Origin of the sequence: Streptomyces sp. NBC_01450 (assembly GCF_036227505.1) — a bacterium.
Taxonomy (GTDB): Bacteria; Actinomycetota; Actinomycetes; order Streptomycetales; family Streptomycetaceae; genus Streptomyces.
This window is the reverse complement of sequence record NZ_CP109480.1, coordinates 2963360-2989271: the sequence shown is the minus strand read 5'-3', so window position 1 is coordinate 2989271 and position 25912 is coordinate 2963360. Positions and strand designations below refer to the sequence as shown.

Here is a 25912-nt window from a genome sequence, read left to right as displayed (position 1 = left end):
CTCTCGGCCAAGGCCAGAGCTGATCGGCCGGACAGGTCCTGGTCGAGGCCGTGGGGGTCGCGCATGGAAACCTGTGCGGCATGGATACGTTCGCGGGCCGGCTCGACGGCGCCTGGGAGTGGTGGTCTGCCGCCATTGAGGAAACGCAGGAAGGACGCTGGGTACGTAACGCCCTGGAACGGCGGGTGATGGCGGACATCCGAGCGGCCACCAACCCCCTGCACGGCGGACGGATGGCCCCGTTCACAGAAGACTTGTGGCACGTGCGTATCGGGCGGATCGCCAACTGGGCCGGAGTGCTCCGGTTGGCGGCCGCGGCAGGTGGGTGGAGACTCCAGCCCGTCCTCGGGCACAGCCCCACGCATCCTGCGGGTATGGCCGAACTGCTGTCCGGCATCTACGCGATCGCTGAGCAGGGCGAGATATGGATGACGCGGCTTCGAGAGGGCGGGCCGCCACCGGAAGACGAGATCGCCAAGGCCGAGAGCTTCCTGACGGGGCCAGGATCCATCGAGGATCTCGAGTCGTTCTTCTACGACTGAAAGCCACATCTCCTTCGCTTCGCGCCGCTCAGTACGGCCGCGGAATCTCCTGCTCCCGCAGCGCATCCGCGGAGCGCGTCAGCAGTGCGTCGAGGCCCGCCAGGAGACAGCAACCGACACGGTGATGTCAGCGATCGACGCGTCCTGTCACTCGCTGCGAGAGGTGCGCGAGATACTTGCTTCCGGCTGCACACCCGTTGATGGCCTCCGGCCGCTGCCATCAACTGGTACGACTCACACCGCCCCTTGCCCTCGGGAGGGGCGGCCCGCTTTCTCGCCACCGGTCCCGCGATAGGCTCAGCGCCGATCTGGCCAGGCCTCAGAGCGCGAGGGGGAGGAACCGTGCAGATCACCGTTCACTGGGGGGATCTATGGGCACCCGTTTCGATGATGGCCCTGAGTGTCATTCTCAGCCTGGGAACTCGTCGGTGGCGACGCAAGCGCCAGGCTGCCGTGATGTCACGCTCACGGACTCACTGGGAATGGCTGCCGTTCATGTTCGGGCTGGTCGTAGCGATCGCAGAGCTGGCGCGGCTCCTCGACGTACCCGACCCTGGGATCACGATCTCCGACGTGGTTGCTCATGTGCTCGCGCTCACCACGGTCTTCATGGTTGCCCGGACACTGTTCATCCTGTTCATGCGCGGAACCCGGCTCTTGTTCCGACGCCGAGGAGCTGACGGCAGTTACTGACGTCTGACACCAGCGACTTGGCTCCGCCGACCGCTCTGTACTGTGCGCTGCGAGGGGGCGACATGGGCGATCAGGACTGGGACGACGACACCGACTACCACCGAGCCGTGGGGCGGGCATGGTTCACGGTGGCGATCGCTTCTTGCTGCTCGCTGCTGGTTGTCAGCCTCGCTGCCGTCGCTGTTTTCGGCGTGGGCGTCTTCATGGCTCTCGTGGAAGCACTCAGCGGACAGCCGCTGCCGCGGTATCGCAGCGGTCCCAGCCCGGCGTGCCGGTCCCGCTCCGGATCGCCCGTGTCGAATACGCTGCGAGGACGTCCAACCCGGCGTTCTCGACAACGCGTACGCACAAGGGAATGCCGCCCGGTCGCGGCTCTTCACGTCGGTCCGGATGGCGCGGCTGCCGGATGCGGAAGGGGTGTGGCATGAAGTCCCCAGGTGTGCACCTACGGGAGATCACCGACGCGAACCGGGAGGCCGTTCGTGCCCTCCGGGTCCGAGGCGACCAGAAGCAGTTCGTCGCCTCCGTGTCCAAGTCGCTCAAGGAGGCGGCAAAGAAACCGGAGACCAATCCCTGGTATCGCGCCGTGTACCGTGACGACGAGCCGGTCGGCTTCGTGATGCTGTCGTGGAAGCCACCGGCCGGTCCTTTCAAAGGGCGGCACTTCATCTGGCGTCTGCTCGTCGACAAGCGGTACCAGCGGCGAGGAATCGGCCGAGAGGCGCTCACACAGATCGCCGCCCTGGTCCGCGCGGACGGCGCCACCGAGCTGCTGACCAGCTACGAGCCCGGCGAAGGCGAACCGTGGCCCTTCTACCAGGAGTTCGGGTTCGAGCCCACCGGGGAGATGGACGACGGCGAGATCGTTCTGCGGCTCACCTTCCCCGCTCGCTGAGCTCATACGGCTCTGCCGGCTCTTTGGTGTGCTCCCGCACCGCCGCGGGATCCCAGTCCTTGACCTCGATCCGGACGGCGAAGACATGGGACCCCTCGGTCGTCCGCTCGGTCGACTCAGGCGTTGGGACGCTTGCCGTGATTGGCTTTCTTCTTCTTACGGCCGCGTCGTTTGTTCCCTCGCTTAGCCATGGTGCGTATCTCCCAAATTGTGGACTTTCTGCTCTTTCGCCAGTCTAGGTTCGGGCCGGGGTGTCCGCATCCTGCGCTCCGCTACGGAACTGAGCCGGTCAGGAGTGTCCCCCCGTCCGGCCGCGGTGCGCGCGGCGGCGGGTTGTTCTAGCGTCGAACAGAGGAGGGGCAGTCCTGCCGGGCCGACGGGCGCGGGGGCCCGAGTCCACGGTCGTACATCGGGCGTGTCCGCTGCTCGGCGCTTTGAATCCACGAATCCCCGACCAGCCCCGGAGAGCAGGTGCCTGCCATGCACACGGCGGCTCGTATCGCCGGTGTTCTCACCGGTTTGACCCTCGCACTCGGCGGCGCGGCCTTCGCCGCCCCCGCCGCCCACGCGGACATCCCGGCCTGCACGAACATGGTCAAACAAACAGGCGTCGAAGTCTCAGACGCCGTCAGAACGGCGTGCAACCAAGGTGTGCACGGTGACCTGCGGGGCTGTGTGAGCGCCCTGACCCAGGCCGGCACGCCGGGCGGCGCCGCGAACGGTGCCTGCCGAATGGCGGCCAACCCTCCGTGACGGCTGCTGCCGGCGTACGCCACCGCGGGCGTCACGGGCGAGGTAGATCTTCGTTGCCGCAAGAAGGAGTAACTCCGACTGATCAAGCCCCTACCTGCGGGTTCTCCGCCGGTAGGGGGCTTGTTGCTGTGTTGGGGCCGTGGCTGGGCCGTGGGGCGTGCGGTGCGGCTGTGTGGGTGGAGCGGGCGGGACGGAGTGTTACGGCGGGCACTGTCCCAGCCGCAGCTGAGCGTGGACCGAGTCCATAGGCCTTGCTTTGGCTCGTGCGGCAAGATCCTCGAAATAGAGCATCGCCCTGGTCGTGAGCATGCGCTCTTTGTAGATGTACGGGGCCAAGACGTCCCACATGTTCACGATATTCAAGCCGTAGGAGCCGATGACCAGGCGTTCCTCCACCACCCCAAAAGCAACGAGCTTGCCCACGTCGTCATAGAAGAGACTGACTCGGCGGATGTCGCGCTTCACGTCAGGCGGCAGACTCCTGTACCCGTGGTCAGGCGCATGCTCGATGGCGAGGCGTGTGGATATGTACTCGATCGCTCGTGAGAACTCGGGTTCTCTCGTTTCCTTGAAGAGCTGGAGGACGATGGGCAGGACGTTGGAGTTCTGTGCCAGCCGTAGTTGGCGCCGCGAAACAGCGACCGAAGTAGCCAGAGCGATCGCTGCCACCAGGACAGCCACCAGGTTCAGTGCGAGCGACAGGCTCATGTCTGGAGGCTAGCCGCGTAGGAGGTCCTCAAGAAGACTCCGTGACGGCGGGGTTCGTATAAAGGGCAGCGACCGAAGCGGTGGAGCTGTCTGTTGTCAGCCCGTGCTCGTCCATGCATCTGGGCGGGGCGCCAGCACGGCGGAGACCACCGCGCGGGATGAGGTCATGACATCGACCACGAATCGCAGGCGCCCGATGTCGAGTTGGCGCAGTGCCGGACCGTGGTCGGCGGCGACGACGAGAGAGACCGCGAGCAGAAGAAGTCGCCACAGGGCCATCACCGGGCGGCGTATCGCGCGGGGCAACTCCGCCAGGGAGGCGTGCAGTCGCTCGCAGTGGAACGGGACGTGGCGCTGCTCGTCGGACAGGATCCGTCCCGCAACATCCGCAGTGAGCGAGTCGTCGGTGCCATCGCGCAGGGCCCGGTAATAACGCAGTGCCACCACTTCCGCGATCATCAGCACCAGCAGTTCCATGCGTAGGCCCATGAGACGCCGCAGCCGTACGAAGACCACGTCGCTCCAGTGGCCGGTCAGTGTCGGTATGCCGCCCGCCGCCAGCAGCCGAGCAAGTAGACGGGCGTGGTTCTGTTCCTCGGCGATGAAGAGCCGGACTGCCTGCGCGTAGTCGGCGTCGCCGGCCTGGTCCGCTTTGCCGACGAGGTTGGCGCCGTCACCGTCCTCGCCGACCTGGAAGCGCTGGATGCCGGCCCACACCGCCGGATGCAGCGTCGCGCTTTGCCCCCAGTCCGGATCACCCTGGACGCGCCTGCGCTCGCGCTCGTCCTCGAACCGCCTTGTCCACTTGGCGAAGCCGCCCGTATGCATCCGGTCTCCCCTCTCCGGGACACAGCCACCGCGCCCCGGAGAGGGACGACGCAGGCGGACACCAAACCGTTCCACTGCTGCCAGGCACCCACAGTTCACGAATTCACATGCACGCACCGTGCGAGAGACCCGCCGGTCCCCGCGTGAACGGCCACCTCTCCAGTACGGGTCGACATCAACAGCTGACATCAACGTCGTCGGACAATCATGGATCTGGGTAGTCAGAGGTGGATCAGCAACCGCCCCGGAGCACGACTACGAGTCCGAAGGGCCCTCCGGAGTCGTGTGCGCAGGTTCGAATCCTGCCGGGGCGCCCTGTATGAGGTGCCCAAAGAGCCCGTCAGCAGCGGAAACGCTGAGACCGTGGTCTTCGCGTATGCGCGGGTGGATGCCGCCCGAAGCGGCCGTATGCCAGGGTCCGTGGACGAGGCGTGGACGGGATCTCGGCCCATCGCCGTGGGTCGCTGACGGATTCCAGAGACGGCCGGCTCACGCGACCTCACCGCCCGCCGCGGCATTGTGCCGCGCTCGGCTGCTTAGATCGTCGGCATGACGGACTGGTCTCGACTCCACCACGCCTACGGCACGGCAGAAGACGTCCCCGGCCTGCTCGACGCAGTGGGTCCGGACGCGCAGGACTCCGGCTGGGACAAACTCTGGTCCCGGCTGTGCCATCAGGGCACCGTCTACTCGGCGAGTTATGCGGCCTTGCCCCCTCTGACCGAGATGGCGCGTCAGTGGTCAGCGGCGGACCGGCGGATGCCCCTGTACCTGGCCGGCTCCATTGTGGCCAGCACAGATCAGCCGTACGGCGATGAGGATCCCCAAGTGACCTACGCCTCCCAGATGTCCGACCTGGTGCAACTCACCGAGGAAGCCCTCCAGGACCCGGGACTCGCCGACGACCCCACGAATTACGTCGACCTGCTCGGCACGCTGCTGAGTTTCGAGGGCGTCGAGATCTGGGGCGAGCAGCTCGACGGGCTGAACGACGAGGAATACGAGGTGCCCTGTCCCTCGTGCAGCGCGGAGAACTTCATAGTCTTCGGCAAGTATGGCTTCTTCTCGACCACGGACAGCATGTACATGGAGCCTTCCACGACGGCGAGGCAGGTGCCGCTGCGACCTCAGGCCCCCGCAGCTTTGGACGGGCTGGCCGAAAGGCTCTACTCCCGCGCACTCGCAGACGATCATCCGGACATCGCGCGCAAATTGACCTACGTCTTCGGTAACGCGCAGTGCGCCGAGTGTGATGCGGTCTTCAGCGTCGAGGAAGCCATCGTCGCCCGATGGGGCTGATGAGACTGTGGCCACCAACCGCCACAAGCCGAACCGATCGGGGTCGTCCCGGGAACAACGAAGCCCCTGGAATCCGCCCCGACCGCGTGGCTTGCTCACGGAGAGCCATTGGTAAGGAGCAAGTAGCAGACGCGGTCACGGTGGATGAATGTCGCGCTATCGGAGTTGCTGCCGTCGAAGTACGCCGGACGCAGAGGCTCTTCGCCGCTGTAGTAGCCGGTCGAGCGCAAGAAGTCGGGCTCGACTGTTGAGGACGTCGGCCATGAGACGTTCTTCGACTTGGTCGAGTTTCCATCACTCAACGTCCAGGAGGGTGAGGAGGAGTTCGGCCGACGCGTTGCCACGGCCGAGGACCCGTCCACCGCACTGGCCGTCGCCGAGGAGGCCATGGGTGCAGTACGGGGGAGGTGGGTCAACCAGAACATGGTCCAGGACGAATATGTCGACTTCGTTCGAGCGGGCCGACCTGCGCACCAAGCTCCCGATGGACACCCTTGGCCAAGTCGCGTAGCACGCAACTGACCTACCGCAGGAGTGAGTGTCCAACTGCGTGACAACGCCGACGAATACCGGCGGACGACCGCGAACGTCTACGGACTGTCAACGCAGGTGAGAACCACACCAGCCCAAGGCAGCGCCCCCGCCCGAGTTGCTTCGGGACGAAGAGGTCGTGGGTTCGTATCCCGCCACCCCGACTTGGAAAGCAGTTGGGCTCCACCCGGTCAGGGAAAGACACGACACCCCGTCGCTGTCTGCCGAAGCCTGTTGCTTACTTAGCCTTACGTCAGTGGTCATATAATGCGCCGGTTACTGGCGGACCCCCGAAGGGCTACGGCGACACCCCATGTCTTTGCCAGGCATACGGGCGGTGGTGACACCTCTCCCCAATCGCCTCGACTCCCTCACGAGCCTGCGCTTCTTCGCGGCCTTCGCGGTCTTCACCACCCACTTCACCGGGAACGGCGGCAAGACCGGGCTGGGACGGGCGCCGTTGATCTTCCCCTACGCGCAATTCGGCGGAAACGGCGTCAGCCTCTTCTTCGTTCTTTCCGGCTTCCTGATGACCTGGGTCTTCAAACCGAACGAGCACCCAGGCGCCTTCTACTGGCGCCGCGTAGGCCGGATATGGCCCGCCCACCTGGTCGCCCTGCTGCTGGGCACCTACGCCTACTACACGGCGGCGCACCTCGCGATCAGCTGGCCCAGCCTGATCTCCTCCGCCTTCCTGGTGCAGACCTGGTCCCCGAACGTCACCCCGACCCTCCCCGGGAACGAGGTCACCTGGACGCTCAGCGTCGAACTGCTCTTCTACGCCCTCTTCCCGCTGCTGGGCCGGATCGCGGTCAGGCTGCGCACCCGCTGGCTCGGGTCGGTCACGGCAGGCGGACTGGTGGGAATGTGGGCCGTCGACTGGTTCGCCACCACCCACTACTCGCCCGGCCACGCGGCCTGGGTGATGCGCCACCCTGTGGTCTACCTGCCGGAGTTCCTGCTCGGCATGACGCTCGCGCTCGCGGTCAAACGCGGCTGGCGGCTGCCGCTGCACCCCTCGCTGCCGGTGGTGCTGTTGGCGGCCTACGTCTACTGCTACTACCAGGGCCAGGCCCTGTTGCCGGCGGGGGCCGCCGCGCAGCTCGACTATCTGGTGCGGCCGGTGGTCGCGGTCCTGGCCGCACTGATCATCCTCGCCTTCGTCCAGCGCGAGGTCCGCGGACTGCGCGGCGTACTCAACGCCAAACTGATGGTCCAGCTCGGCCTGTGGTCGTACTGCTTCTACCTCCTGCACCACTCGATCAGCCGGCTGGCCATCTACCAGTGGGGCCGCATGCCCGACAACAACGGCACGCTGTTCGCACTGATCGGCATGGGCGTGGTCGTCATCGTGCTGGCCTGGGCGTTGTACTCCGCGGTGGAGGAGCCCGCGGAGAAGTGGTGGCGGCGGCACACGCCACAGCGGTGGCTGCGTCAGGGCCCGCCCGGCGGGCGAACGGTGGCAGTTCCGCCGTCTCACCGGCCAGAGACCGAACCGCGCGAGCCGGTCGCCAACTGACGAGACGCGGGTGAGCACGCAGGGCCCTAAGAACTCCTGGTCAGATGAGCACCTCTTCCTTGGAGTGCCAGGATGCGCCGCCGAGCTGGGCCCTCACCGAACCCGGGGTGACCTGTGTGTCTTCGCTGCCTCGTGCAGCCGCCCTTACGAGGTGGTGATCGTCCAACGCACCACAAGCGCACCAGATAGGGCCGGGACCAGCGGGGAACCACGGTGAAGGCCGCCAGGCCCGACGTGGCCGAACCGCGGGCTTTTGCCCGGGTCGGCGCCCGAATCAGTCCCAATTGACCGCAGCTTCCCGAGTTGATGTCCGGGGGGCGGTACGAACAAGGCGGCTTTGCCTCAGGAGCCGTCGGCTCGCCCACCGTCGGCGAACATGTCTCTAACCCGCTGCTCCGTGGCTTTGCGTGTGCCGCGCTGGATCCACAAGCAGTAGGCGGCGACGGCGGTACCTGCCGAAATGCTGACGGATGTCAGCACGATGTACAGCCGCGCCCGCTCATGGCCCCAGGCGCCGGGCACCAGTGTGTGAAGCGCCTGGGTGTTCCGCAGGCTCTACGGCCACTGCCCGCATGGGACGACGGAGTCCAGCCGTAGTACAGCAGCGAAGTGCAGCAACCACAGCAACCGGCCCCCTACCGGCGGAGACCCGCGGGTAGGGGGACTTGTCGCTGTGGACGCCGATCGGCGGTCAGGCTGCCGGTGTCAGCGATCCCGCGATGAGGAGGTTCCTCGATCTGACGATCAGAAGGAGACGGTGACGCCGGCCTGGTGGTACTGGCCGACGGTGTCCAGGACCTGGCCCTTGACCGCGCCGAGCTGACCCACGAGGTCCGAGCTGCTGATCGCCGTGGGGCCGGCGGCGATGCCGACCTGCGGGCTCAGGCCGCCGGAGACGGTGTCGAGCTCGGCGTCAGAGATTTCAAGGGTCTGAACCTGGGGAGCGGAGTTCATGATGAAACTGCCCTTCGTATGGATGTTCCACAAGGGGAAGCGGCCCGGCTGGGGATAGCCGGTGGGCCGCGACCGCAGGCGCGCGCCATCCGTTTCCGGACGTCTTGGCGCGATCCCGTCGGCGCGAAGGATCAAATCACGGAGGGTGGCCGGCATCCAGTCGGTCGCTGCTCCCAGCACGGCAGTTGAAGCAGTCAGCTCCTCATCCATGTACGCATGCACACGAATTGGGGGCAGCTTCTCTACATGTGGCCCCGCACAGGAAGCCGACAGCTATTGCCACGGCAGGCCCGACCAGGACAACTCCGTACCAACGGAACGCACTCGTGCCGCAGCTGCGCATTCGCTGTGCAGATTCAGTCACGTTCGCATCCGTGCGCCCTTCAGTACCTTGTCCACCGCCGGCCCCATCAGGTCCAACTCCTCCGTTAGCCTGGTCGACGACTGGATCGGGTGACGGGGGCCGACACGGTGACGTACAGGGCGCGGCGAGGGAGAGAGCCCAGGCCTCCGGGGCGGTCCGCGGAGGCCACTGCTGACGAAGTGCTGCCGCAACCGCTGCGGCGGGACCGGGACTTCGGTGTCTTCTGGGTCGCGCAGACCCTGTCGGTCCTCGGGGACTCCTTCGCCCTGATCGCCCTGCCACTGCTCGTGCTGCACGCGACCGGATCCGTCGCGCAGATGGGTCTGTTGACGGCCGTCGGTGGGGCGGCCTCGGTCGTGACCGGGGTCTTCGCCGGGGTCGTCGTCGACCGGGTGGACCGCAGGAAACTACTCGTGACCTGCGACCTGGTCCGCATGGCCCTGTACGCGGTCATTCCGCTGGTCTGGGTCTTCGGACCACGGATCTGGCTGCTCTATGCGGTCCTGCCACTGTGCGAGGCCGTCGGCATGCTGTTCTCCGTCGCCTACGTGACTGTCGTCCGCAACCTCGTCGGCGTGGAGCGGATCACGGAGGCCAACGGCAGGCTGAACGCGACCGCGGCGGCGGCAGGGGTGGTCGGCCCGGTGTGCGCGGGGCTGGTGGCGGCGTGGCTGGGCCCGGCCGCCGCCGTCGGCGTCGACGCGGTGAGCTTCGGGGTGTCGGCCGTCTGCGTCGGCTTCGTACGGTTCAAGGGCACCACCCGCCCCGCACCGGGAACCGCGGCCCGAGAGGGAGCGGTCCGGCGACTGTGGACGGATCTGCTCGCCGGGGTGTCCTTCCTGGTCCGGCACCCGGTGCTGCGTGTGCTGACCGTCCTGCTGTCCTTCTTCAGCTTCCTGACGCTCGGCCTGAACGACCTGCTGATCTACCACCTCAAGCACGATCTCGGCCGCGACGACGCCGTGGTCGGCACCGTGTTCGCGGTCGGCGCGCTCGGCACGATCGCCGGGGCCCTCCTGGTGGCCCGGGTACGCAGACGCCTGGGCTTCGGCCCGACCTGGATCGGTTCGGTGGCGGTGTGCGGATGCGCGCTGGCGGGCCTGGGCTGGGCCCGCGGCGTGCCGGCCGTCGCGGCCCTGACCGCGGTCTTCCTGGGCTTCGGGAGTGTGGCGGGAACGTGCTCCATGTCGCTGCGGCAGGAGGTGACGCCGGAGCATCTGCTCGGGCGGGTCACCTCGGCGTTCTGGACCCTGCACTACGCGGCGGCCCCGGCCGGCGCGGCCGTCCTCACCTGGGCCGCGGGGCGCCACGGTACGGCGGTGGTGGGTGTGGTCGCGGGCGCCTGCTGTGTGCTCGTCGCCGTGCTGGCCCTGCTCACCCCGGTGCGCCCACCCCGTACGGACGGAGTCGGCGCCGCCGGTCGTCAGCCGTTGACCCCGGAGTAGTGGCCGAGGCTCCAGCGCCACAGCAGTCGCGCGCCCAGATAGGCGAGCAGCCCCACCAGCGGTGACGCCGCCGCCAGCCAGTACGGCACCCCCGAGTCGCCGCCGTGGCCGGTCAGCACGGCGGCCGGGAAGTAGGCGACGAAGGCCAGCGGCAGCCCGAAGGTGAGGAAGCCGCCGACCGCGCCCGGCAGCACGTTGAGCGGATAGCTGCCGAACGTGCCGAGCAGTTCCTCCAGCCAGCGCCCCCAGTAGTCGGCGGCGGGGAAGCGCAGCGAGGCGCAGGCCACCACCGTGAACAGGGCCGCCTCCAGGAGCATGCCGCCCAGGACGCAGACGACGAGGTACGAGATCCGGGCCGCGTTCCAGTCCAGCTGGCTGCGGGTCAGCGCGCCCACCATCAGACCGGTCGCCACCGTCAGATCGCCGATCGCGTTCGTGGGAAAGACGGAGAGCTGGAGTTGCCGGTGGACCGGCATCGGGCGGACCAGGTACGTGTCGATCACGCCCTCCTGGATGTGCCGGCCCAGTCCGTGCACCCGGCCGAGGAAGAGCACGAACAGACCGTGCGCCAGCATCCGTGTCGCGGCGATCAGCAGCACGTCCTCGCTCGCCCAGCCGCCCATCCCGGTGAACCGGGTCAGCAGCACCGTCGCGAACACGATCACCGACACCTGCCAGATCGCGCCGATCGCGATCATCAGCAGGAACTCGGAGCGGTACTCCAGCTGTGCGCGGAAGTTGAGACGCGTGATCCGCCACACGATCCGCAGGGACTTCAACGACGTGGTCAGCCTGTCCGTCATGGTCAGCCTCCCTGCGAGATCACGCGCCGGGCGGCCCGGCGCCACAGCAGCCGGGTGAACAGGGCGAGCGCCACGACCCACGCTGCCTGCAGGGCGAGTTGGGGGCCCGCCTGCGACACCGGGATCCGGCCCACGTACAGCGACAGCGGCACACTCAGCGTCGCCTGGAAAGGGAGGAAGCGGCTGAGCGTGATGAACCAGTCGGGGAAGAACCACAGGGGCGCGTACACCCCGGACAGCAGGTTCTGCGCGAAGACCAGGATCAGGATCGCGGCGCCGTTGCGGAGCGTCCAGAAGCACAGCTGGTCGATGACCAGCATCACGTAGTACAGGACCCACTGGCCGAGCAGCACACTCAGCCCGAACACCGCCGCCACGGCCGCCGACCCGGGCGGCTGGACGAACCCGACGGCCAGACACACCGCGTATCCGGTCAACGCCCAGACGAATCCGTAGAGTTGCTCGCCCAGCGCCCGCAACGCGTAGTAGCGCTGCGGGGACAGCGGGCGCAGGTACCAGTACACGATGGTGCCGAAGTGCATGTGCTGCTGGACGGTGTCCCGGCCCGAGTACTGGTCCAACGCCCTGATCCGGGTGGCCAGTACGGCGAGGACGGCGTATGTGACCGCCTGGTCGCGGGTGAGGCCCGCGGTGGTGCCGGTCGTCGCGTACAGGCCGCGCCACAGCGATGCCACCAGCACGACCTGCACGACGAGGCGCAGCAGCGCGGCGGTCATCCGGGGCGGGGTGTGCAGCTCGCCGAGCGGGGTGACCCGGGCGGCCCGCCAGCCGCCGGGGACGGTCGCGCTCACGCGGCCTCCGCCTGGACGTACGCCGCGCGCATCACGTCCTCCAGGTCCGCCTCGTCGATCGCGAGGTCGGTCACCTCGTACCGTTCGACGACCTGCTTGAGCGCCTGGTGGACCGTGGGGGCGCCCGGCCCGTCCGGCCCGAACACCACCTGGGGGCCCTCGCGGCGCAGCACCGTGATGCCCGGGGGCGGGGCGATCACCGCCTGCGGATCGGTGAGCGTGGCCCGCACCTGCCAGGTCGAGCCGAATCTGCGCCTGATCTCGTCCAGGGTGCCGTCGAGGACGAGCCGGCCGTGGTTGATGAGGACGACCCGCTCGGCGAGCCGCTCGACCTCCGTCATGTCGTGCGTGGTGAGCAGCACGGTCCGGCCGCGCTCCTCCACCTGGTGCTTGAGGAAGCCGCGCACCTGCTCCTTGACCACCACGTCCATGCCGATGGTGGGTTCGTCGAGGAACACCACGGGCGGGTCGTGCAGCAGCGCGGCGGCGAGGTCGCAGCGCACCCGCTGGCCGAGGGAGAGATGGCGTACGCGGGTGTCCCAGAAGGTGGAGAGGGCGAGCAGTTCGTCGAACTCGCCCAGCCGGACGCGGTGTTCGCGCTCCGGTACCCCGTAGATGTCCCGCAGGATCGCGAAGGACTCGCGCACCGGCAGGTCCCACCACAGCTGGGTGCGCTGCCCGAACACCGCGCCGATGTTGCGCGCGTTGCGCTCGCGCTCCTGATACGGGACGACGCCCGCGACGCGCGCCTCGCCGGAGGTCGGGGTGAGGATGCCGGTGAGCATCTTGATGGTGGTGGACTTCCCGGCGCCGTTCGGGCCGAGCAGCGCCAGCAGTTCGCCGGGCGCCACCTCGAAGGTGACGTCGCAGACGGCCTCCTTCGCGACTCGTTCGGGCTTGACCAGGGACTTGAGCGCGCCCGCCAGACCGGGGCGGCGCACGGTGGTGTGAAAGGTCCGGGACAGTCCCCGGACGTGGATGCTGCCGCTCATAGGGACGCCTTCCGGGTGAGTGCGATCAGCCACACGGTGGCCACGAGCGAGGCCGCGGACAGGGCGGTCAGCAGCCAGGGGACGGCGTGGATCCCCGACGCCTCGATGCCCACGCCGAGCAGCGGGGGAGCCGCCACGCCCCCGATCATCGAGGCCGCGATCACCCAGGCCCCGGCCCTCTTCGCCTGGGGGAGGGCCCGGTTGAGCCATGGCAGGCCGGTCGGGAAGACGGGCGCGATGAACAGGCCCACACCGGCGTACGCCACCGGGGCGGCCCCCGGTATCAGCGCCAGCAGCAGGCAGACGGTCATTCCGGCCGCGCTGACCGCGAGGATGCGCTCGGGCGCGTACCGCAGGGTGAGGGGGACGACGAGGAAGCGGCCCGCGGTCATCATCAGCCAGTAGACGGAGGTGGCGGAGGCGGCGACCGTGGCGCTGTGGCCGACGGTCTCCAGGTGGGTGGGTTCCCAGCCGCCGACGCCCGCCTCGACGCCGACGTTCAGGATGTAGAGGAGCAGGAAGCCGACGAGGACGCGGGAGAGCAGGCCACCGGAGGCGGCGGGTGGCTCGGCCGGGGAGACGGGCGGCGCCTCGCTGCGGACGCCTCCCGTGCACAGGACGAGTGCTCCCGCGAGCACCGCGCACGCCCCGAAGGCGTACGGGTAGTCGCCGGGGCCCAGCCACGCGATCAGCGCCGGGCCGAGGACCGCGCCGATGCCGAAGTGAGCGTTGAGGACGTTCAGCATGGCCGTCGAGCGGCCGCCGAAGCCGATCGCGAACAACTGGTTGAGGCCGTAGTCGATACCGCCGAAGCCGAGGCCGCCGAGGAAGGCGGAGGCGAGCGCGAGCGGCCAGTCGGGGGCGAGTGCGAAGCCCGCGCCGCCCGCCGCCATCAAGGCGTAACTCGTCGTCAGCAGTGCCCGGTTGGAGATCCGGGAGTGGATCGTGTTGAAGGCGAGGACGCCCGCGACACCACCGGTGAAGTGCAGGCTCAGACCGAGGCCCGCCGCCGAGGGGGAGAGGCCGTACTCCGCGCGCAGGCCCGGGACCGCCGGGCCGTAGAGCGCTTGCAGCATGCCGATGAGGACGAATCCGATACACGACGCGACCGCGGCCGGTCGGCTGAAAAGCTGCCGACCGGCCGCGGTGCTCGTGAGGGTGTCAGCCATGGATCTCCGAGAAGAGGAACGTGAATTCGGCGGGCGCGGGCCGCAGTTGGTACTGCGGAAGCGCGCCCGGACCGCACGACTGGGAGCCGATGCCCTGCTGCCCGTGGTCGAGATTGACCCAGACCGTGTCACCGGCCCGCAGATCGTTCAGGTGCTCGGCCGCGTCGAGTTGCTCAGTGGTCCAGCGGCGCGCGGTGAACCAGAACTCCGGCTCGCCCTCGACGCGCAGCCCGCCGATCTCCACCCAGCGGACATCGGCCCGAGCGCCGTTCTCCTGCGGACGGACGTACGGTGTCTGGAGTGCGTCGATCGTCGATTCCCAACGGCCCACGATGGAAGCGGACTTGGTGTCCGGGTAGGCCTCGCCGGGACCGCCGCCGAACCACCTCGCCCTGTCCGCCGAGCCCGGGAGGCCCAGCCGGATCCCGAGCCGGGGCAGCGGCAGCGTCCAGTCGCCCTCGGGTGCCACGGACACGGTCAGCCGCAGCCGCGTTCCGTCGGACGTCCACCGGTAGACCGTGCGCAGGGCCACCTCGCGGGCGGCGGGCGCCACCCGGGTCCGTACGGTCAGTGCGTCCTCGCCCAACTCCACCGACTCCAACCGGTGTTGCATCCGGTGCAGGCCCAGCTCGCGCCAGAGCGGGCCGTAGCGCAGATCCGGCTGCCAGGGCGCCCCGTTGTCGTTGTCGGTCGGCGCACGCCACACGTCAAGACGCAGTCCCCCGACTTCGACCCCGCCGATCGACCGCAGCGCACCCGTACGCGCGTCGAAGGCGGCCGGGCCCAGGGTGATCTGCCGCTCGCCGAGGACCGGACCGTCGCTCTGCGCCACGGCGGTGAAGGGCCGTGGCGAGAGCGGGAACTGCGCCCAGGCCACCAGGTGGTCCTTCGGCCCCCACGCGGTGTCGGCCGCGAGCGTCGCCCGTACCGTCCACTGGGTCTCCCCGCCCGGTGCGTCGGCCGGCGGGTCCGGCAGCTTCACGTCCGCCGACGCGCCCGGGGCGAGCTCCGGCACCGACAGGACGCCCGACGCGACGGTCTCCCCGTCGACCTGGTACGACCACTCGAAGGCCAGCGCGGACAGATCGGCGAAGTCGTACGCGTTGGTGACCCGCACGGTCCCGTCCGCGCCGTCACCGACGATACGGACCGGCTCGAGCACCTTCTTGTACTCGATCAGGCCGGGGGACGGGGTCCGGTCCGGGAAGAGCAGCCCGTCGCAGACGAAGTTCCCGTCGTGCAGTTCCTCGCCGAAGTCGCCGCCGTACGCGAACCCGTACCGCTCGTCCTTGATGCCGTGGTCGATCCACTCCCAGATGAAGCCGCCCTGGATGCGGTCGTACGACTCGAACAGGTGCTGGTAGTCGGCGATCCCGCCGGGCCCGTTGCCCATGGCGTGTCCGTACTCGCAGAGGATGAACGGGAGTCCGCGGCGCTTGTGGGTGCCGCCGTCCAGGCCGCGGCCTATCTTCTCGACCTCGGCGTGGTCGGCGTACATCCGTGAGTAGACGTCCGTGTCACGGCAGTCGATGTCACCCTCGTAGTGGATGAGGCGTGAGCCGTCCCGGCCGCGGATCCACTCGGCCATCGCGGTCAGTCCCCGCCCGGTGCCGGCCTCGTTGCCGAGGGACCAGATGACGACGGACGGGTGGTTCTTGTCGCGCTCGACCATACGGGCCGCGCGGTCGAGCAGGGCCGGGGTCCAGCGGTCGTCGTCGACGGGGTTGTCGCGCCAGGCCTGCTCGGTGAAGCCGTGTGTCTCGAGGTCGCACTCGTCGACGACCCACAGGCCGTACTCGTCGCACAGGTCGAGGAAGGCGGGGTGCGGCGGGTAGTGCGAGGTGCGCACCGCGTTGATGTTGTGCCGCTTCATGAGCAGCACGTCCTCGCGCATGGTCGCCAGATCGAGGGCGCGGCCCCGCTCCGGGTGCCATTCGTGCCGGTTGACACCCTTGAAGAGGAGGGGCGTGCCGTTGACCTTGATCAGGCCGTCCTCCAGGGCGACCGTGCGGAAGCCGACGCGCAGCGGGACGCGCTCACCCTCGGTCGTGAGCACACCGTCGTACAGGTGGGGTGTCTCGGCCGTCCACGGCCGCACCGGGACGGTGACCGACTCGCCGGTCGCGACATCGATGTCGAGTGCGGGCACGGTGACCCGGCCGTCGACGTCGGAGTCGACACGCAGGGTCCCGAGGCCTTCGACGTGGTCGTACGAGGCGTGCGCGAAGAAGTCGAGGACGCCGCCCGCCGGGCGGTACAGCAGGGTGACGTCACGGAAGATGCCCGGCAGCCACCACTGGTCCTGGTCCTCCAGGTACGAGCCCGCCGACCACTGGTGGACCCGGACCGCCAGCACATTGCCGCCCGGCCTCAGCAGATGGCCGACCGCGAACTCGTGCGGCAGCCGGGACCCCTTGAACTCCCCGATGTCCGTGCCGTTCAGCCAGACCCGGGCACAGGACTCGACCCCGTCGAAGCGCAGCACCGCCCCGCCGTCCGAGGGCCAGTCGGACGGCAGGTCGAAGGTGTGCAGATGATCGCCGGTCGGGTTCCCGGTCGGCACGTGCGGAGGGTCGACCGGGAACGGGTAGAGGTGGTTGGTGTAGATCGGTGAGCCGTGTCCCTGGAGGACCCAGTGGCCGGGGACGGACACCTCGGTCCAGTCCCCGGCGTCGTACCCCTCCGCCGCGAAGGAGTCGTCCTCGGCGTCGGCGGTGGGGGACAGACGGAAGCGCCAACTGCCGTTCAGTGACAAGGTCTTGGCGTCCGAGGATGCGTACCAGGTCCGTGGTGGCAGCGACCCGGAGCCGGGTGAGACGTCCTCGACGTAGTCAGTGGCGGTAGTGGTGCGGAAAGACATCGGTCTCCTTGATCGTCCCTTGGTGCCCGTCGAGCTTGTCGATCAGCCCTTGATGCCCGTCTGCGCGACCCCCTGCACCAGCCAGCGCTGGAGGAAGAGGAACACGAACACCAGGGGCAGGATGGAAATGGCGGTCGCCATGAAGATCAGATGGAAGTTGACGACCTGGTTGGTCATGTACGAGGAGAGCGCGATCTGCACCGTCCAGGCGCTCGGGTCCTGGCCGATGACCAGCGGCCACAGGAAGGCGTTCCAGCCGCTGATGAAGGTGATGGTCGCGATCGCGGCGAAGAAGTTCAGCGAGTTCGGTACGACGATGCGCCAGTACGCGCCCCAGTAGCCGAGCCCGTCCACGCGCGCCGCCTCCTCCAGCTCCTTGGGGAACCCCAGGAAGTACTGCCGGAAGAGGAAGCAGGCGAAACCACTGAAGAGCACCGGAATGACGAGACCCCGGTAGCTGTCCACCCAGCCCAGCGAGGAGACCAGCACGAAGCTCGGGACGAAGGTGACGGCGGGCGGCACCATCAGGGTCCCGAGGACCATGTAGAAGATCTTGTTGGCGTGCTTGTACGGGATACGGGCCAGGCCGTAACCGGCGAGCGAGCAGACCAGCAGGGTGCCCACCGTGATCAGGACGGCGACGACCGCGGAGTTGAACAGGGACCGGCCGAAGTCGACCGTCGTGTCGTGGAACAGCTCGGTGAAGTTGCTCCACTGGGGGTTCGAGGGGAAGAACTTCCAGTTCTCGCCGGTGATTTCGGGGTCCGTCGACAGCGCGTTGCGGACGATCAGATAGAAGGGGACCAGGAAGAGCAGGGCGGCGACGCCGATGGAGACGTACAGGCCGGTGTTGCCGATGACGCTGCCGCGCTTGATACGGCGTGGCTTGTCGACCGGAGTGACTGGAGGCACGGTGGCGGTCACTTGTCGTCACCCCTTCCGAAGCCCAGGAACTTGCCCTGCGCCAGTGTCACGATGAGGATCAGCAGGGTGAGGATCACCGCGCCCGCGCTGCCCTCGCCGTAGTCCTGGCTCTCGCCGAGCGCGGTGTAGTACAGCTCGACGAGCGGCGGACGGCCCCAGGTCGTCTTCGCCAGGAGGTTGTAGAACTCGTCGAAGGCCTGGTAGGCGGCGATGACCAGCAGGAGGATCACCGCGGTCGAGGTGGCCCGCAGCTGCGGCAGGGTGATGTAACGGAAGGTCTGCCAGCCGGGCTTGGCGCCGTCGATGGCGGCGGCCTCGTACAGCTCGGGCGGGATGTTCTGGAGCGCCGCGAGGAACAGGATCATGTAGAAACCGGCCTGCAGCCACAGCCGCAGCGTCACGATGACCAGCCAGTACCAGGGCGGATCGGGGTTGGCGAGCCAGGCGATGTTCTCGACGCCGAACCAGCCGAGGATCGTGTTCATCAGGCCGAAGCGGACCCCGCTGAACATCGACATCTTCCAGACCAGCGCGGCGGCGACATAACTGCACGCGGTCGGCAGGAAGAAGACGGACCGGAAGAACGCCTTCATGAAACGCAGCCGGTTCACCAGCAGGGCGAGTCCCAGCGACAGCGCCCAGGTGGCGGGGACGATGAAGGCGGCGAACACGGTGAAGGTGACGAGCGAACCGGTGAACTTGCTGTCCTGCAGCATCTGCCAGTAGTTGTCGAAACCGACGAACTTGCTCGGCGTCACCGTGAAGCGTGCCTCGAAGAAGCTCAGCCAGAGGCTCCAGCCGATCGGTACATAGACGAAGACCGTCAGGCCGATGAGGAAGGGGCTCGTGAAGAGCCAGAAGTTGAAGGTGCTGCTGCCCCGCAGCCCCCGCCGCGGCCTGGCCGGTGAGGCCTTGGCCGAGGCGGGGCGCGCGACACCGCGCGTGGTGGTGGTCGACATGTCGAAACCCGTCCGTCTGTCTCCGTCCCGGCCTATCCGAAGAGCTTCTTGAGCTCGCGGTTGACGGTGGTGTCGGCCTTGGAGAGCTCGGCCTCCGGGTCACCGTTCTTGCGGACGCAGTTGGCGAACACGTCCTCCAGCGCGGTGATCATGGCCTGGGTCCAGCCGATGTTGTCGAAGTGCCCGAAGTCGTTGAAGAGCTTGACGCCCTCGGCGGGCAGGCCCGTCTTGAGCTTGGTGGCGGACGCGGCGATCGAGGCGCGCGGCGGGATGTGGAAGCCGTACGAGAGCGCGAAGTCCTCCTGGTACTTCTTCTGCTCGATCCACAGCCACTTCACGTACTCCTTGGCCAGGTCGGCGTTCTTGCCCTTGGCGTTGACGAACATCGACCAGCCGCCGTTGGTCACGGACTGCTTGCCGCTGTCCGTGACCTTCGGGAAGGGGAAGACCCCGAGGTCGTCGCCGAGTGCCTTCTGCATGACCGGCATGGCCCACATACCGCAGAACTGGATGGGGGTCAGGCCCTGCACGATGGCGGAGGGGTCCCAGTAGTCGGTCGGGGCGTCGAGGAGAAGGTGGCCGCTGGTGAACAGCTGACGCATCTTCTTGATGCCCTCCTTAACGCCCTCCGTGTGGTACGCGATCTGGTTCTTCGCGTCGAGGGTGTCGGCGCCGGACGACCAGATCAGCGGGTTGATGACGGCGTGCAGGTCGTTGCCGATGAACAGGCCCTTGACCTTGCCGGTGGTGAGCTTCGCCGCGGCCTCGATCAGCTCGTCCAGCGTGGTCGGCGGCTGGATCTTCGCCTTCTCCAGCACGGACTTGCGGTAGAAGAAGAACTGCGGGTCGTCGATCATCCGGACGCCGTATATCTTCCCGTCCACCGTGTGCGAGGCGATGTCGGCCGGGTTGAAGTCGGACTTGACCGGATCGATGATGTCGCTGAGGTCCGCAACCTGACCGCTCTTGATGAGCTGGATCTGCGGGTGGAACTCGAACACGTCGGGGGCGTTGTCGGTGAGCAGCGCGGAGAAGAGCTTGCTCTCGTAGTCCGCGCTGGTGATCCACTGCGTGCTCACCGCGGCCTTGTCGTAGCCCTTCGCGTACCGCTTGAGGGCGTCCTCGACGCCGGCCTCCCCGTACGCGTGGAAGTACTGCTTGATGGACTTGCCCGAACTCCCGCCCCCGGAGCGCCCGTTGTTGCTTCCACAGGCGGCCAGCGGTCCCAGCGCGGCCAGCCCCGCGGCGGCCCGCAGGACGGAGCGACGGTCCCAGTTGCTGCTCATTGCCGACATGGTGACGTCCTTGTCTCTTGTACGGCTACGGCTCGAAATCGCTGTGCGGTGGCGGGACGCTAACCTTCCGTTAAGGCTTCGGCAAGGGGTTGGACGAAGTCTGTTCGAAGTGTTGTGAGCGGTTCGGCAGGCCGAACGGGGTTGTGGCCCGGGTGAGTTGGCGGACCGTCGATCCGGCGGCCCGCGGTCTCCTAGAAGGCGGTGCGGCGGGGGACGGTCCTGCCGCCGGCGGGCTTCTGGCCCACCGAACTCAGGGCGCCCTCCAGGGCGAAGGTCGCGGCGCCCAGGCAGACCGGGTCGGTGGGGATGGGGGAGAGGACGATCTCGGTGGCGGCCAGCGGCCGCCTCAGCGCGTGCCGGGCGACGGCCTCGCGGACCTCGCGCAGCAGCGGCTCGCCGAGCGTGGCGGCCACCCAGCTGCTGAGCACGACGACTTCGGGGTTGAGGAGATTGACCAGGTCCGCGATGCTCGCGCCGAGATAGCGGGCGGTGTCGCGGACGACCTGGAGCGCCACCGGGTCTCCGGCGGCGACCCCGCGGGACAGGGCGTCGATGGTGGCGGTCTGGTCGTCGGGGTGCAGCAGCGGGCTGTCCGGACTGGACTCCCGCAGATTCAGCATGATTCCGGGCGCCCCGACGTACGTCTCCACGCAGCCGTGGTTGCCGCAGTGGCACGGCCGCCCGTCAAGCACCAGCGTCGTATGGCCCCATTCGCCCGCGCTGTTGCTCACCCCCCGGTGCAGCCCGCCGCCGAGCGCGAGCCCGGCGCCGACCCCCGTGCCCAGATTGACGACGACGGCGTCCCCGCGTCCACGGGCCGCGCCGAACCACAGCTCGGCGACCGCGCAGGCGCGCAGCGGGTTGTCGAGGTAGAGGGGATAGGCGATGTGCTCGGCCAGCAGGTCGAGCAGCGGTACGTCGTGCCAGTCCCAGTTCGGCGCGTACTCGGAGATGCCGGTGTCGCGGTCCACCTGGCCCGGCACGCTGACCCCGACGCCCAGGACGCGCGCGCCCTCGATCCCGGCCTGCGCGACCACCGAGCCGACGGCCACGGCCACATGCCCGACGACCTGCTCCGGGCGGCTCTCGCCGGGGCGCATGTCCTCGGTGGCGCGGGCGAGCACGTTCAGCGCGAGGTCGAACAGCTCCACGCGGACGTATGTCTCCGCGATGTCCACGCCGATCAACGCGCCCCCCGACGCGTTGACGGCCACGAGTCCCCGGGGTCGGCCCCCCGCGGAGTCCTCGAACCCGACCTCGGTCAGCATCCCGAGGTCGAGCAGTTCACCGACGAGCGTGGCGACCGTGGCGAGGCTCAGCCCGGTGGCCGCCGCCAACTCCTGTCGTGAGGTGGGAGAGGCGGCGATGATCTGACGCAGCACCTCATAGCGGTTCGCGGTGCGGATGTCGCGCGATGTCCGCTTCGCCTGCTTTGCCACCTCGGTCCTCCGTACCGCACAGCGGGGCTCGGTCCCGGCGCGCCGCAAGGCTATGGCCTGGCGAGGACTTTCGACAAGGGGTTAGGAAAGGGGGTGAACAAAGTCCCGCACGAAGGTGTTGGTGAACTTGCCCGCCGGATCCATGCTTTCGGCCAGGGCCCTGAAGTCGTCCAGTCGTGGATAGCGCCCGCGCAGCACCTCTCCGGGCGTGGTGAACACCTTGCCCCAGTGCGGCCGGGGGTCGAACGGCTCCAGCGCCTCCTCGACCCGCCGCACCACCGGCAGGACGGCCGCCGTGTCCTCGACCCAGGTGAAGTGCAGGGCCACGGTGTCCCGGCCGTACGCGGGGCTCAGCCACTGCCGGTCGGCGGCGACGGTGCGCACCTCGCAGATCTGCAGCAGCGGCGCGATGTGCTCGCGGATCGCGTCGAGGGCGCCCAGCGCCGCGAGCGCGTGCGGGCGCGGCAGCAGGTACTCGGACTGCAGCTCGGCCCCGCTGCTCGGGGTGAACTCGGCCCGGAAGTGCGGCAATCGCTCGTGCCACGGTCCGGGAACGCCGAACTGCTGGGTGCAGTTCTCGGCGGGCATGCCCGGCACGGGGTGCATCGCCTCGGTGGCGGGCGCGGCCCAGGGGAAGTCGGGCAGTGGCTGGTCGGTGCGGCGCTTGAGCCACACCTGCCGGAAGCCCGGACGTCCCCAGTCGGTGAAGAGACTCACGCTGTACGCCGTCGCCGCCACCTTCTCGAAGTCGAGCCCCACCAGGGGGAGTTCGGTGAAGACGTGCTGACTCACCTCGAAGTCCGGCTCCAGGTCGAGGGTGAGGGCGGTGACGACACCGAGTGCGCCGAGGGAGGTCACGGCGCCGTCGAAGCGTTCCTCGTCGCGGCCGATCGTGACGGTCGAGCCGTCCGCCGTCACGATCTCGACCTCGCGCACGGCGGAGGCGAGGGAGCCGTTCGTGACGCCCGAGCCGTGGGTGCCGGTCGCCACCGAGCCCGCCACGGAGATGTGCGGGAGGGAGGCCATGTTGTGCAGGGCGAACCCGTGCTCGTGGACCCGGCGGGCGAGTTCGGCGTACCGGACACCGCCCGCGACCCGTACGGTACGGGCGGTCGAGTCGACGTCCACGGCCGGGGGCAGCGCGGTGAGCGAGACCAGTACGCCCTGGTCGCCGGGCTCGGCGATCTCGTTGAACGAGTGCCCGCTGCCGAGGACGCGGACGCGCGCGCTCTGCGCGACCAGCGCCGCGAGGGCCTCGGGCGTGTGCGGGCGGTGCAGTTCCTTGGCGGTGTACGTGATGTTGCCGGCCCAGTTGGTCAGGGTCTCTGTCATCCCTGCGGTCCTTCCCCGGGTAGTCGCCGTGCGCCGCCGTGCGGTGGCCACCGCTGGAAACTACCTCGGAGTCGGTCGGTACGGTGTTCCGGCCCCGGCCGCGCCCATCGTGTCGGTCCCGATTACGGCCTCCGTCGCGCGGTGAGAGCCGCGGTTACGGGAGAGAGCGCTCGCCGGCACGCGCCGTCGCCTGCTGTTGCTTGTTTCTTCGGGATCAGGCCGGATCAGCCGTAGTGGGCGGCCAGCCCGCCGCCCAGCAGGGCAAAGGCCTGGTCGAGGTCTGTCACCGCCTCGGGGTGGACCTCGGCGGCGCTGCGGCCGGCCGAGAGTTTCCGCCAGTTCGTCTCGGCCAGGAGCTGGTGCACGGTGACGATCTGGGCGGCGGCGATTCGAGGGGTCACGCTCGGCGGTGCGTCCGGGGCGGCTTCGTACAGGGCGTCCGCCAGCGCGTCCTGGTCGTGGGCGGTGTACTGCGTCAGGCGCGCGACCAGACTTGCGGCGGAGTGCACAAGCCCGTGGAAGGTCATGGCGTCCGGGTTGTCGTCGAGGCCCGTGACGGGGTCGTGCCGATCCAGGGCGGCGCGGTCATGGCGGTGGAGTGCCGTCAGGGGTGTTTCGCCGGGGAGTCGGTCGCGCACGACCCGGGCGAACTCGCCCTGGTGGTCGGCGAAGCGGTGCAGCACCAGGTCTTCCTTGGTGGGGAAGTAGCGGAAGAGCGTCGACTTGGAGACCTCGGCCGCGGCTGCGATCTCGGCGACGGACACCTGGTCGAAGGACCGCTCCAGGAACATCTCGATCGCCGTGGCGGAGATGGCCTGGCGCGTGCGCTCCTTCTTGAGTTCCCGCAGCCCGGTGTGCGGTGCCTCGCTTCGACCGTGTCCCTGGCCGGGCCGCTGACTCTGTCGCTCGTCCATGGTGCACACACTAACAAATCCGAACCGGGTCTCTAAAGTTACCGGGTTGCATTTATGACCAAGTTGCTTTTTCATGGTGGTCGCAGCGCAGACGGAGAGGGCAGCGAGATGATCAGCAGCGAAGTGACCACCGAGTCGACCGCCGAGAGGACCGGGGTGCTGATTGTGGGAGCGGGGCCGACCGGACTGACCCTGGCCTGCGAACTGGCCCGGCGTGGTACGGCCGTGCGGATCATCGAGAAGTCCCCGGAATTCCACAGCGGTTCACGCGGCAAGACGCTCAACCCCCGGAGCCTGGAGGTGTTCGAGAGCCTCGGCGTCCTCCCCGAACTGCTCGCCCACGGGCGTACGGACCTGCTGCTGCGCAAGTACCGCGACGGCGAGATCGTCACCGACACCGACCCCTTCTCCGTGCTGGAGCCGACACCGTGGGCTCCCTACGTACGGGGGCTGTTCATCGCCCAGTGGCAGGTCGAGGAGATCCTGCGGACACGGCTCGCGGAGTGGGGCGTGACCGTCGAGCTCGGTACCGAGCTGACCGGCTTCGAGCAGACCGGGAAGAGCGTGGTCGCCACCACGGCCGCGGGGAAGCGGATGGCGGCGGAGTATCTGGTGGCCTGTGACGGCGGGCGCAGCACCATCCGTAAGTCGCTGCCCGTGACCTTCGACGGCCGTACGGAGGAAGGCCGGATGATGATCCTCGGCGACGTCGAGGCCGAAGGGCTGAGCCGCGACCACTGGCACCAGTGGATAGACGCGGACGGTGCGATTCTGCTCTGCCCGCTGGGTGAGCGGTCCTTCCAGCTCCAGGCGCTTCCGGAGCGTGACGAGTTGGGGCAGCCGGTCGCGCCGTCGCTGGAGACCTTCCAGCGGATCTTCGACCGGCACTCGGGGATGCCGGGCATACGGCTGGCGAACCCGACCTGGATCTCGACGTTCCGGGTCAACGAGCGGATGGCCGACCGCTACCGGGTCGGCCGGGTGCTGCTGGCCGGCGACGCCGCGCACGTTCACTCGATCGCGGGCGGCCTCGGGATGAACACGGGTGTTCAGGACGCCTTCAACCTCGGGTGGAAGCTCGCCATGGTGGTCGCGGGGACGGCACGTCCCGCCCTGCTCGACACGTACGAGGAGGAGCGGCTGCCTATCGCCGCCTGGACGCTGGACACCAGCGGTGAGCGGTGGCGCAGCGTCCAGCAGAGCGTCAAGGAGGCCGGACGCGGGACCGAGGACGTGATCAGGCCGGAGACTCTGGCCCTCGGGCTCGGTTACCGCTGGAGTTCACTCGCCCTCGAGCTCGACGGTCGGGGGAGCGAGGACGCAGTCGGCGGTGGTGAAGGCGCTGGTGACGAACGTGCGACGGACGACGGCCTGCTGAGGGCCGGCGACCGCGCTCCCGACGCCCCCTGCCTGGATGCCGATGGCGCGGCCATCCGGCTCTTCGACCTCTTCGCCCGACCGCGCTTCACCCTGCTCGGCTTCGGGGCGGGCACCGCCGGTGTCCTGCGGATCATCGCGGCGAAGTACGGCGACACCGTGCAGCCGTGTCTGATCGCGGACGTCCCAGACGGGCTGAGCGACCACGAGGGGCATGCGCGCAGGGCGTACGGAGTCACCGGGGACGCCGTGGTGCTGGTCCGCCCTGACCGGCACGTCGCGCTGACCGCACCGGCGGACGCCACCGGGGCCGTACTCGACTACCTGGCCACGCTGGTGATCTAGTGCCGCGACAGGCAACGTTCGCCCCGTCGCGACGCCCGGCACGCACCGGACGCCGCTCCTTGACGGGCAAACGTTGCCTGCCGCGGCACTAGGCCCTGCCGTCACATTCCCGTCTGCCTGTCGGCCGTCCCCGGACCCGGCCCGACGCTGCCGCCGGGCG

23 protein-coding genes and 1 tRNA gene are annotated in these 25912 nt (G+C 68.6%); 9 read left to right on the top strand and 15 right to left on the bottom strand.

Features of this window, described 5'->3' with window-relative positions; all coding sequences use genetic code 11:
• Positions 1-80: 80 nt before the first annotated feature.
• From OG568_RS13535 to OG568_RS13525, 3 genes are all read left to right on the top strand, one after another.
• On the top strand, positions 81-542 hold the full coding sequence (locus OG568_RS13535) for a hypothetical protein (protein ID WP_329531694.1): 462 nt from the start codon (positions 81-83) through the stop codon (positions 540-542).
• Positions 543-884: 342 nt separating this feature from the next.
• A complete protein-coding gene (locus tag OG568_RS13530; RefSeq protein ID WP_329531693.1) occupies positions 885-1235 on the top strand; it encodes a hypothetical protein in 351 nt (116 codons plus the stop codon).
• Between the two features lie 424 nt (positions 1236-1659).
• Positions 1660-2130, top strand: coding sequence for a GNAT family N-acetyltransferase (locus OG568_RS13525; protein ID WP_329531692.1), 471 nt, complete (start codon positions 1660-1662; stop codon positions 2128-2130).
• A 116-nt stretch (positions 2131-2246) separates the two neighbouring features.
• On the opposite strand, the gene OG568_RS61440 is transcribed toward OG568_RS13525, so the two are convergent.
• Positions 2247-2321, bottom strand: coding sequence for a 50S ribosomal protein bL37 (locus OG568_RS61440; protein WP_099504217.1), 75 nt, complete (start codon positions 2319-2321; stop codon positions 2247-2249).
• 289 nt (positions 2322-2610) lie between these two features.
• Here OG568_RS61440 and OG568_RS13520 point away from each other — a divergent pair, with 289 nt between their 5' ends.
• Entirely contained in the window at positions 2611-2883 is a 273-nt protein-coding gene (locus OG568_RS13520) for a hypothetical protein (protein ID WP_329531691.1), read from the top strand.
• A gap of 198 nt (positions 2884-3081) precedes the next feature.
• On the opposite strand, the gene OG568_RS13515 is transcribed toward OG568_RS13520, so the two are convergent.
• Together OG568_RS13515 and OG568_RS13510 are read right to left on the bottom strand one after the other, a co-directional pair.
• The gene (locus OG568_RS13515; RefSeq protein ID WP_266429414.1) at positions 3082-3591 is read right to left on the bottom strand and encodes a DUF4760 domain-containing protein; all 510 of its coding nucleotides are present in this window, start codon (positions 3589-3591) and stop codon (positions 3082-3084) included.
• A 96-nt stretch (positions 3592-3687) separates the two neighbouring features.
• The gene (locus tag OG568_RS13510; RefSeq protein ID WP_329531690.1) at positions 3688-4419 is read right to left on the bottom strand and encodes a ferritin-like domain-containing protein; all 732 of its coding nucleotides are present in this window, start codon (positions 4417-4419) and stop codon (positions 3688-3690) included.
• Between the two features lie 240 nt (positions 4420-4659).
• Here OG568_RS13510 and OG568_RS13505 point away from each other — a divergent pair.
• The 3 genes from OG568_RS13505 (at position 4660) to OG568_RS13495 (ending at position 7768) form a co-directional block, all read left to right on the top strand.
• Positions 4660-4733, top strand: a tRNA-OTHER gene (locus OG568_RS13505).
• A gap of 235 nt (positions 4734-4968) precedes the next feature.
• Positions 4969-5718: a hypothetical protein gene (locus OG568_RS13500; RefSeq protein WP_329531689.1), complete on the top strand. Its 750-nt coding sequence runs from the start codon at positions 4969-4971 to the stop codon at positions 5716-5718.
• 844 nt (positions 5719-6562) lie between these two features.
• Positions 6563-7768 (top strand): acyltransferase family protein, encoded by a 1206-nt coding sequence (locus OG568_RS13495; protein ID WP_329531688.1) that lies wholly within the window; start codon positions 6563-6565, stop codon positions 7766-7768.
• Between the two features lie 744 nt (positions 7769-8512).
• Here the strand turns inward: OG568_RS13495 and OG568_RS13490 are convergent.
• Positions 8513-8722: a hypothetical protein gene (locus OG568_RS13490; protein WP_266586975.1), complete on the bottom strand. Its 210-nt coding sequence runs from the start codon at positions 8720-8722 to the stop codon at positions 8513-8515.
• 471 nt (positions 8723-9193) lie between these two features.
• On the opposite strand from OG568_RS13490, the gene OG568_RS13485 reads away from it, so the two are divergent.
• Positions 9194-10531, top strand: a complete 1338-nt coding sequence (locus OG568_RS13485; RefSeq protein WP_443077865.1) for an MFS transporter — start codon at positions 9194-9196, stop codon at positions 10529-10531.
• On the opposite strand, the gene OG568_RS13480 is transcribed toward OG568_RS13485, so the two are convergent.
• The 11 genes from OG568_RS13480 to OG568_RS13430 form a co-directional block, all read right to left on the bottom strand.
• Positions 10510-11334, bottom strand: a complete 825-nt coding sequence (locus tag OG568_RS13480) for an ABC transporter permease (protein WP_443077636.1) — start codon at positions 11332-11334, stop codon at positions 10510-10512. The genes OG568_RS13485 and OG568_RS13480 overlap by 22 nt on opposite strands.
• A 2-nt stretch (positions 11335-11336) precedes the next feature.
• Entirely contained in the window at positions 11337-12071 is a 735-nt protein-coding gene (locus OG568_RS13475; protein WP_329536350.1) for an ABC-2 family transporter protein, read from the bottom strand.
• A gap of 71 nt (positions 12072-12142) precedes the next feature.
• Complete coding sequence (locus tag OG568_RS13470; RefSeq protein WP_329531687.1) at positions 12143-13138, bottom strand: ABC transporter ATP-binding protein; 996 nt, start codon at positions 13136-13138, stop codon at positions 12143-12145.
• On the bottom strand, positions 13135-14307 hold the full coding sequence (locus OG568_RS13465; RefSeq protein ID WP_329531686.1) for an MFS transporter: 1173 nt from the start codon (positions 14305-14307) through the stop codon (positions 13135-13137). The genes OG568_RS13470 and OG568_RS13465 overlap by 4 nt, the downstream gene beginning before the upstream one ends.
• A complete protein-coding gene (locus tag OG568_RS13460) occupies positions 14300-17167 on the bottom strand; it encodes a glycoside hydrolase family 2 TIM barrel-domain containing protein (RefSeq protein ID WP_329531685.1) in 2868 nt (955 codons plus the stop codon). The genes OG568_RS13465 and OG568_RS13460 overlap by 8 nt, the downstream gene beginning before the upstream one ends.
• A gap of 42 nt (positions 17168-17209) precedes the next feature.
• A complete protein-coding gene (locus OG568_RS13455) occupies positions 17210-18091 on the bottom strand; it encodes a carbohydrate ABC transporter permease (RefSeq protein WP_329531684.1) in 882 nt (293 codons plus the stop codon).
• Positions 18088-19050 (bottom strand): carbohydrate ABC transporter permease, encoded by a 963-nt coding sequence (locus tag OG568_RS13450; protein ID WP_329531683.1) that lies wholly within the window; start codon positions 19048-19050, stop codon positions 18088-18090. Before OG568_RS13450 ends, OG568_RS13455 begins: the two co-directional genes overlap by 4 nt.
• A gap of 32 nt (positions 19051-19082) precedes the next feature.
• The gene (locus OG568_RS13445; protein ID WP_329531682.1) at positions 19083-20345 is read right to left on the bottom strand and encodes an ABC transporter substrate-binding protein; all 1263 of its coding nucleotides are present in this window, start codon (positions 20343-20345) and stop codon (positions 19083-19085) included.
• A gap of 191 nt (positions 20346-20536) precedes the next feature.
• On the bottom strand, positions 20537-21784 hold the full coding sequence (locus OG568_RS13440; protein WP_329531681.1) for an ROK family transcriptional regulator: 1248 nt from the start codon (positions 21782-21784) through the stop codon (positions 20537-20539).
• 81 nt (positions 21785-21865) lie between these two features.
• Entirely contained in the window at positions 21866-23116 is a 1251-nt protein-coding gene (locus OG568_RS13435) for an FAD-binding protein (RefSeq protein WP_329531680.1), read from the bottom strand.
• A 224-nt stretch (positions 23117-23340) separates the two neighbouring features.
• The gene (locus OG568_RS13430; RefSeq protein WP_329531679.1) at positions 23341-24030 is read right to left on the bottom strand and encodes a TetR/AcrR family transcriptional regulator; all 690 of its coding nucleotides are present in this window, start codon (positions 24028-24030) and stop codon (positions 23341-23343) included.
• Between the two features lie 108 nt (positions 24031-24138).
• Here OG568_RS13430 and OG568_RS13425 point away from each other — a divergent pair, with 108 nt between their 5' ends.
• Positions 24139-25752 carry an FAD-dependent oxidoreductase gene (locus OG568_RS13425; protein WP_329531678.1) on the top strand — a complete coding sequence of 538 codons (1614 nt, stop codon included), beginning with the start codon at positions 24139-24141 and terminating at the stop codon, positions 25750-25752.
• Positions 25753-25912: the final 160 nt, after the last annotated feature.

Excerpts from the sequence above, each read along its gene's own strand:
- OG568_RS13535 (WP_329531694.1), top strand. The coding sequence starts at position 81 with ATGGATACGTTCGCGGGCCGGCTCGACGGCGCCTGGGAGTGGTGGTCT.
- OG568_RS13525 (WP_329531692.1), top strand. The coding sequence starts at position 1,660 with ATGAAGTCCCCAGGTGTGCACCTACGGGAGATCACCGACGCGAACCGG.
- OG568_RS13520 (WP_329531691.1), top strand. The coding sequence starts at position 2,611 with ATGCACACGGCGGCTCGTATCGCCGGTGTTCTCACCGGTTTGACCCTC.
- OG568_RS13515 (WP_266429414.1), bottom strand. The coding sequence starts at position 3,591 with ATGAGCCTGTCGCTCGCACTGAACCTGGTGGCTGTCCTGGTGGCAGCG.
- OG568_RS13510 (WP_329531690.1), bottom strand. The coding sequence starts at position 4,419 with ATGCATACGGGCGGCTTCGCCAAGTGGACAAGGCGGTTCGAGGACGAG.
- OG568_RS13500 (WP_329531689.1), top strand. The coding sequence starts at position 4,969 with ATGACGGACTGGTCTCGACTCCACCACGCCTACGGCACGGCAGAAGAC.
- OG568_RS13495 (WP_329531688.1), top strand. The coding sequence starts at position 6,563 with ATGTCTTTGCCAGGCATACGGGCGGTGGTGACACCTCTCCCCAATCGC.
- OG568_RS13490 (WP_266586975.1), bottom strand. The coding sequence starts at position 8,722 with ATGAACTCCGCTCCCCAGGTTCAGACCCTTGAAATCTCTGACGCCGAG.
- OG568_RS13480 (WP_443077636.1), bottom strand. The coding sequence starts at position 11,334 with ATGACGGACAGGCTGACCACGTCGTTGAAGTCCCTGCGGATCGTGTGG.
- OG568_RS13475 (WP_329536350.1), bottom strand. The coding sequence starts at position 12,071 with ATGACCGCCGCGCTGCTGCGCCTCGTCGTGCAGGTCGTGCTGGTGGCA.
- OG568_RS13470 (WP_329531687.1), bottom strand. The coding sequence starts at position 13,138 with ATGAGCGGCAGCATCCACGTCCGGGGACTGTCCCGGACCTTTCACACC.
- OG568_RS13465 (WP_329531686.1), bottom strand. The coding sequence starts at position 14,307 with ATGGCTGACACCCTCACGAGCACCGCGGCCGGTCGGCAGCTTTTCAGC.
- OG568_RS13460 (WP_329531685.1), bottom strand. The coding sequence starts at position 17,167 with ATGTCTTTCCGCACCACTACCGCCACTGACTACGTCGAGGACGTCTCA.
- OG568_RS13450 (WP_329531683.1), bottom strand. The coding sequence starts at position 19,050 with ATGTCGACCACCACCACGCGCGGTGTCGCGCGCCCCGCCTCGGCCAAG.
- OG568_RS13445 (WP_329531682.1), bottom strand. The coding sequence starts at position 20,345 with ATGTCGGCAATGAGCAGCAACTGGGACCGTCGCTCCGTCCTGCGGGCC.
- OG568_RS13435 (WP_329531680.1), bottom strand. The coding sequence starts at position 23,116 with ATGACAGAGACCCTGACCAACTGGGCCGGCAACATCACGTACACCGCC.
- OG568_RS13430 (WP_329531679.1), bottom strand. The coding sequence starts at position 24,030 with ATGGACGAGCGACAGAGTCAGCGGCCCGGCCAGGGACACGGTCGAAGC.
- OG568_RS13425 (WP_329531678.1), top strand. The coding sequence starts at position 24,139 with ATGATCAGCAGCGAAGTGACCACCGAGTCGACCGCCGAGAGGACCGGG.